Genomic DNA, 7,164 nt, shown 5'->3' on the forward strand with positions numbered 1-7,164 from the left:
GGGCCCTGATGGACCACAAGCGTCTCATCGACGCGCACCTGCAGCCCGAGGACCTGGCATCCTGCGGCATCAAATACAGCTGCTTTGAACGGATAAAAAACAAAGACCCGGACTAGCCGGGCCTTCGTTTTGAAAAGTTCGGCTGGCGCCTGGCGCCAACCCCGGAGCGATGCTCACGCCCAAAGTATGGGTATTGACGCTCTCTTTGTCAACACCCCGGGTGAACCTCTGGTCGGGGGGTCCCTATCTTATCACTTGCATATAGCACGGTTCGTCTGATCGGCACTTCATATTATCAAGTCCTCTTCTTTGGGTGCAGCGCGGTTCCCCGGCCCCTGAATCCAGGGACATAGGCCGGGCGAACCTTGAAACACCCTCCCCCTGAATGCAGAACCGTCCCCAATGCCCTTGCGTCATCACGGGAAACCACCATATCTAGGCGCAGTTCATCACAGGGAGCCTCAGATGGCCCAGCCAGAAACCGCCAAGGCAGACGTCGACAAGCTACGCACCAACGAGAAGAAGTGGACCAAGGCACTCATGGCCACGGGCTGGAGCGCTTTCCCCAACATCATCATCGAGAAGCAGCAGGCTCTCGGCCTCGATGCGCTCGACATGAACATCATCATCCACCTGGTCCAGTACTGGTGGCTGCCCGACAACCTTCCCCACCCCTCGGTCGAAACCATCGCCAAGGCGATCGGGGTGACGCCCCGCACCATTCAGAAACGCATTGCCGCCCTCGAGGCCCTTAAACTTCTTGGCCGGGAGGAACGGCGCAACACGCCCAATGGCAGCATGACGAACCGCTATCATTTCGATGGCCTGATCGAGGCCGCCAAGCCGTTTGCGCTGGAAAAGGCCGCCGAGATCAAGAAGGCGGCCGAGGAGAGATCGAACCGGTTGAAGCCTAAGAAGCCGCAGCTGGTCGTGGACAACGATGCATAGGCAGATCGTGGCGTAGCTCAGAGGATAGAGCGCCTCGCTTTCGACCTGGGTGGTGCGTGACACCGCTATCTAGGGGCGAGGAGGTCCCAGGTTCAAGTCCTGCCGTCACGTCCAAGGCCCACCGGGAGTCGTGCCATGCACGGAGAATCTCAATCGAACGGCGTCATATCGGTCGGGGGCACTTCGACTTGAGACTCCAGAACACCAAAATCAACTGGACTGCATGATCCCAGAATCGGAAGGCGCCACCCCGTTCGGTATTTTCCTGCTCGCCGACTCCTTTTTGCAGGCCGCGAAGGCCGTTGATGCCGGTCGCCGCGGTCTGACGTCGGGACCGACCAGGTTGCTTTGCTACCATGCGTGCGAACTCTTCCTGAAATGCTACCTCCGCAGCGCGGGCCGAGACATTGAGGCTTTGCGGGCCTTGGGGCACAATCTGCACGAGATGGCTGTGGCCGCTCAAGGTTCAGGCCTGGTCCTGCCTGCCAGAACTGTCAGCCAAGCCAAAACTCTGGCCGACAAGAACGATTATGTGCGTGTGCGCTATATGGTGGTTGAAAAGCCCGGAGACATCCGACCGGAAGTTCTGCTGGCGATGACTGAAAGCATCCGAGAGAGCGTCAGGCTGGCGCTCGGCATGGATCCGCTCGGCAACCCACACCCTTAAGCGCGCCGCCCCAGCGAACTATTCTTTTCGTCAGGCCCCGCTTTTTTCGGTGTCTCGCCCACGAAGACGCCCGGTCGGTCCATGCGAAGGAGTACGGCGCAAGGGAATACGCCGATTGGCGCCTCCGGACTGACGAATTCCAGGCCGACCTGCACCGCCGTGGCGTGCCGTCAGGCCGATCGCCTGGTAGCCCGGCGTTTGTCCGCTTCCGTAGGCAATCTCTGCTACAGTTCTCCCATGTCCCTGTTCTCCCATCTCGATCCGTATCTGCTCAACCCAGCCAACGATCCACTGGTGTTCGACGCCACGCTGGCAGGCCACGGGAGCTACACGACGGAACATTTCGTCTTGCGCCTCAGTCCCCGCGCCCATGAGCTTGTCGACGCGCTCACCCAGCGCGACACCGAGGGTCATGACGCAGCCGAACTGTACCAAGCCTACTCGACCTATCTGCACGAAACCGTGCATTGGTGGCAGCACATGGGGTCCACTGCGGGACTCATCCTCAGCCTGGCGTACCCGGCGCAAATCTATGGCAGCATGACGTCTCTTCAGACCTTTGCGCGGGGCGCCGGCGTCGCCAAACCTGTAAAGGCTTGGGCGCACAGGGCGATGCTCGACGGTCGGACGCACTCTGATCCGGTGCTCGCCGCCGCCAATATTGCCGTCAACAACGCGCTCGACATCAAGTTCTACAAGCAACTTGCCTGGTCGCCGAAGTCGATCCTCTCGCTGGAGCAAACGCCCTATTTTCAGAGCGTCGGGCACAGCTACCTCAAAACCTATGGTGAGATCGTCCACGCGATCAACGGGTCCTGTGACTTCGCGGAAGGGCAATTTCCCGACCCCGGTCGCTGGGATGCACAATTCCTCAAACTTCAACTCAGCCGGATTGAAGGCTTCCATCGCGGTGCGCGCCCACCTTACGCCGACATCGGCATCCAGCAGATATTCGAAGGCCAGGCCCGCTTTTGCCAAATTCAGTATTTGGCATCGTCAGGCGGTCCCGAGCTGCTTCAGACGTATCGCGAGCAAGGCTACTTTGCGCCCGTCTATGTCGACTCGTTTGAACTGTTCCTGGTGCTTACTGGGACAGAATGGCCCGAACGGTATGACAGCCCGATCGTCGGCCTGTTTCTGCTGATCTGCGATCTGGCAATCAACCCGACGAGGGGGTTTCCGCTCGACATCGAGTTCTTCGAGGACTTTATCCGCGACGTTGATCCTGGCGCGCGCTTCACAAGACTTTGCCTGGCCGCAGCCGAAACCCCCGAGCTCGCCCAGGCGGTGCAAAATTTCTCCGCTCAGGAGTATGAGCACGTCGCGGCGCGACTGAGCGAGCGATGCGGATACGATGATCCGCGGACGGGACTTGCTGCCGTGGTCGGGCTGCTCGGCGACAAGGGCCCTGTCGATGCCCTGATGGAGGAGCATCGTACGTTCAACTATGCCGGTGTGAACATGCCTGTCCGGGTCCTGGTCTCGCACTTCATCGCTTTTTGCCGAGACAAGCAGCGCAGTCCCGAATTTTTCTGTTGGCCGGGCATCTGGATGGCGGGAGACAACTTCAACCCTGAGGCCGGATCGCTGTTCGTCACCCATCTGTCCCTCTTCCAGGACAGAGGTGACACCGAGCAGATCTTTCCTCGCGCCGTGCGCGGCCGGAGCCCCGAAAACATCAAGAAACTGGTCAACACCTTCTTTGGCGGAATGCTCGTGTTCGATCTCGCCCTGCAATGGGTCCTCGAGCCGGGACCTTTCCGCTACGATTTCAAATGGCTTACCGGGAAATCCGAAAATGCTGCACTGATCGCCTTGGCGAGCGACAGTTCGCGCAGTACTACGGCCCGGATCCTGACACCTGCACTCTGATCGACTCGCCTGTTCCCTGAGGGTCCCGACGAGCGCCTAGCCACATGCCGGAGGTGCAGGCACCGGCCGGCATGCCAGCCGTGGGGGGTGTGACGCGCCCCCGTCCTGACCCAAGTAACGACATGCGAGATGGCGATGCTTGCCTTTCACCGTGTCTTACGTACAATGTCCGTACGATATGGATTCGGTACGGACTTGATTGGAGGTAGATATGGTGAAAACCGAGCGATTCGAGCTCAGGCTCGATGAAAGCACGATTGACCGGATCGATGCTTGGCGGGGAGAGCAGCGTGACCTCCCTTCGCGGGCAGAGGCCATCCGCACCTTGGTGTATACTGGGCTTGAGGCTGGTCGGCGCAAGGCCTTCCGGCCGACCAGCTCTGAAAAACTGATCATGTGGATGCTAGCCGAAGTCCTGCGCCAGCATAAAGGCTACGAGGACATGAAGTCAGTCGAGTTGATTCAGAGCGCCATCTACGGAGGCCATTTCTGGGGCCTGGAATGGGAAATGTCGGGCATCTTTCACGATGAGGTCGACGACCCCGAGGCGCTCGACTTCGTGGTCGACACGATGGCGATGTGGCGAGCCATTGAATGGGGATATGAGAAGCTCAGTCCCGAAGACAGGCAGCGCGTCGAGGACCAGGTGAAGTACTGGGGGAAAAACCCCAAGTTTGACGGCTTCGACGGGAACGAAGAGGGACGCTACATGTCGATGGCCAAATTCATGGTCGAAAAGCTCGGGCGCTTTGAGGAGTTCAGGGACAGATCCCTGAACGCTCACGCCAACACGGTGTCGACTTATCGCGAGATGCTGCAGAAATATGCCGAAATCGAGGCCCGCCGCGGTTCGCCGGCATACAGGCGTGCCGGCCAGTTGCTCAACGCCGACGAGCTCATCGAGCTCCTCAAGCTCCGGTAGCGAATGGTGCAGAGTCGCTGGCCACGATAAGCTCGGGTCGGCGTGGAATCGTCAGTTTGCGGACCGTTCCAAAACTGCCTTTAGATTATTCAAAATGGCGCGCCGCATCTCCTCGGCGCCCAGGCCCACAACGTCGCCAAGCATGCGAACGGCCTCGTCCACGCCGCCCGGCGTGACGGGGGAACCATCTACCTCCACGAAGGGACCATCCGTCTCCGTGAGCAGCCGGTCGAGCGGCAAGGTCCCGAGGAGAGCCACTGACCGCTCGGACCTGAACATGGCCTGGTTGACGGAAAAATAGCACCCGAGAGCCGCAGCCCGCCGCGCGTCTGCGACCGATCCGCTGAACCAGTGCAGCACCACCTTGCCACTGCCCTTGGGAAGCAGCTCCTCGATGTGGTCGAGAACCTTCGACGCCGTGCGGACGCTATGCACGGAGAGGATCTTGTCCCCCGCCCTCTGGCAGGAGGTTAGAATACGCCTGAAGACGTCGACTTGACGATCGATCGAGCGGTAGTGTGCGGGGCTCGCATCGAGACCGACTTCGCCGACATACCTCGTCTCGGGCAACAGCGCCTCGAACAGGGGCAGTTCGGTCCAGCGCTGCTCGGCAAGATGCGGGTGAATGCCGAGCCCAATGCGCACAAACTCGGCGCCCTTTGCAAGGTTCATGTTCTGCCTGAACGCCTTCGGCGTCGTCGTCACCGCGAGCGTCGCCACCTTAGCCTCTTCGCAGGCTCTTATAGCCGCGGCCGGATCTGGATACAGGTCCAGGTGACAGTGGAAATCGACGAGGCGTGGTGCAGACATGCTCAGCTAGGCTTCGCCCTGACGGGTTCGAGGAAATGGGCCACTTCCTGCATCCCTCGCACGAAGACGTCAACATAGTCGTCAATCTCGGACGGCTCGTCGGTCAGCGGACCGGGGATGCGCGCGAGGGCCTTTGCGGCCCGCGGATTCCGCCGTAACCGCTCCGCCATCAGCTGAAACGACCTCACATGTTCGCCCTCGGCCTCGAGCGTATCGAGACGACGCGCCGCCAAATCCTTCACCACATAGGGTGTCGTATCCGACTCGTTCGCGTCCAGGCCGGCTGCCAGGGATGCTCTGCGGATCAGACAGGGGACGCACGTTCCGCAGTGCTGCGGTGGCAGGCCTCTGTAGCGGGCTTTCGCCGGCGAGGAACACGACATCGACGAGGGAATGGCCCGTCGCAACAGCGCCGGATCCTCGCAATCCCTGACCATCTGACCCTTGGTCACGTGGCGATAGGGGTTTTCCAGACGCCGGGCGATGCCAAGCCCCCGCATCAACTCGTTGAAGCGCGCCATGTAGAATGGGTGAGTGGTGCGGGTGCTGAGCGAACCGAGGCGGAGCGGGTCGAGGGGTACGTTGAGGCCGATCAGGCCGTTCTCGGGCACGCGGACCGGGGCGTCAGACGTCAGCCCCGAAGCCGCCAAAATGGCCAACGCGAAAAACAGGAAGGATCTCCCCCTCTGGCTGTTTTCCACCTCGCCGGTGTCGACATGGTTGCGGTCGAAGCCGAGGCGCGCCCGCAGGGACAACGGCTCGTTTGTTTTGTAATTCTTGCGCAGCAAGTCCAGCAGCAACGTCTGCGCCTTGCTCGTCTCCGAATCCCAGTAATGGCTCACCAGAAGCGGCTTCCCGCCCCCGGCCAGGAAATCCAACGCCCCGACGAGACTGTCCAGACCGCCGGAGAACAGACACACTTCGTCCGGCTCGGCGAGGCCCAGCGACGGCCGCGCCGTTGCGATCGTCGCAAAGGGTGCGGGCCGTGCCCTGAACACGATACGCCAATGGTCGCCCGTCAAGAACCTGAGAGTGCGGGCGAGCAACGCTCCCTGCGCCGCCCACAAGTCAGGCTCACGCACCGGCACCACTAGGTCCAGCTCCCGGGTCCAGCCGTCCTGTGCATTCGCGGAGCGCGAGACGCGGGTGTCGGCCGCGTTGACCATGGCGGCGACGATGACGAGGTCGATCGCGGTTTCCGTCCGCCGGAGACCGAGGTCGGCCAACGTCTGCAGCGCGTTGCCGATGCCGTAATCGAGCCGCTTGTTCGCGGCCACGAACTGGACCGTCACCGGCGTCGCGTCCGGCTGGACGACCGGCACGGCCCCGTTATCCGCCGCACCCAGGCGGCCGACAAACACGAAACGTCTCATGCGCTATCCCCCAGGATGCGGATCAGTTCGAAGGACTGCTCGTAGATGGCCTGGACGAAGGCCTCGACGCCCGCGTAGGGAACTGACGCCAGCGTGCCGCCCGCAGCCGCGAAGCGATCGCGGACGGTGCCCTGGATGAAGTCGTGCAGCGTCCTCTGAATGATCTCGACCGCGGCAACGTCGGTCGGGAGCCGTATGGACCTGCCCCCGATCTCGTTGAACAGCTTGGTCTCGATCGAGCGTGCGAGCGCACCGGTGAACACGGCGTCCAGCACGTCGGGCGTGGCGCCATCGAAAGGCAGATCTCCCGCCGCGCCGAGCTCGCCCACGGTCTCGAGCATCGCGTTCCTCGCAATGGCCTCATCAATCGTCCCGCCGTCAGGGCACAGGAGGTCCGTGAGGGCGAGGAAGACGTCGGCTATCGGGGCGCCGACGAGGCTCTGCAGGTTGAAGAACCGCAGAGCCGCAGCCGGGCCGTTCTGCGCCACCTGACCCAACAGCTGTCCCAGGCCAGTCATCACCCTGCGGGACGGCGCCATGGCACGGGCAGCGTTGCGTGCACCGCCCATGGC

General features: G+C 61.8%; 7 protein-coding genes and 1 tRNA gene. 5 read left to right on the forward strand and 3 right to left on the reverse strand.

The annotated features are described in order from the left end of the window. Positions 1-465: 465 nt before the first annotated feature. The 5 genes from EN781_RS20440 (at position 466) to EN781_RS20460 (ending at position 4,409) form a co-directional block, all read left to right on the forward strand. Positions 466-948: a helix-turn-helix domain-containing protein gene (locus EN781_RS20440; protein ID WP_127400273.1), complete on the forward strand. Its 483-nt coding sequence runs from the start codon at positions 466-468 to the stop codon at positions 946-948. Between the two features lie 6 nt (positions 949-954). Next, positions 955-1,062, forward strand: a tRNA-OTHER gene (locus EN781_RS20445). A 109-nt stretch (positions 1,063-1,171) separates the two neighbouring features. Continuing rightward, the gene (locus EN781_RS20450; RefSeq protein ID WP_091600259.1) at positions 1,172-1,615 is read left to right on the forward strand and encodes a hypothetical protein; all 444 of its coding nucleotides are present in this window, start codon (positions 1,172-1,174) and stop codon (positions 1,613-1,615) included. Between the two features lie 237 nt (positions 1,616-1,852). After that, complete coding sequence (locus EN781_RS20455; protein WP_091600258.1) at positions 1,853-3,487, forward strand: hypothetical protein; 1,635 nt, start codon at positions 1,853-1,855, stop codon at positions 3,485-3,487. A gap of 211 nt (positions 3,488-3,698) precedes the next feature. Further along, on the forward strand, positions 3,699-4,409 hold the full coding sequence (locus EN781_RS20460; protein WP_091600257.1) for a YfbU family protein: 711 nt from the start codon (positions 3,699-3,701) through the stop codon (positions 4,407-4,409). A 51-nt stretch (positions 4,410-4,460) separates the two neighbouring features. Here EN781_RS20460 and qatD read toward each other — a convergent pair whose 3' ends face one another. From qatD to qatB, 3 genes are all read right to left on the reverse strand, one after another. Then, the gene (gene qatD, locus EN781_RS20465; RefSeq protein ID WP_091600256.1) at positions 4,461-5,219 is read right to left on the reverse strand and encodes a Qat anti-phage system TatD family nuclease QatD; all 759 of its coding nucleotides are present in this window, start codon (positions 5,217-5,219) and stop codon (positions 4,461-4,463) included. Between the two features lie 2 nt (positions 5,220-5,221). Then, positions 5,222-6,592 carry a Qat anti-phage system QueC-like protein QatC gene (gene qatC / locus EN781_RS20470; RefSeq protein ID WP_091600255.1) on the reverse strand — a complete coding sequence of 457 codons (1,371 nt, stop codon included), beginning with the start codon at positions 6,590-6,592 and terminating at the stop codon, positions 5,222-5,224. Then, positions 6,589-7,164 (reverse strand): Qat anti-phage system associated protein QatB (gene qatB / locus EN781_RS20475; protein WP_348631389.1); only part of this gene is annotated, 576 nt, incomplete at its 5' end. The genes qatB and qatC, both read right to left, overlap by 4 nt.

This window comes from Mesorhizobium sp. M4A.F.Ca.ET.090.04.2.1 (genome assembly GCF_003999085.1).
GTDB lineage: Bacteria > Pseudomonadota > Alphaproteobacteria > Rhizobiales > Rhizobiaceae > Mesorhizobium.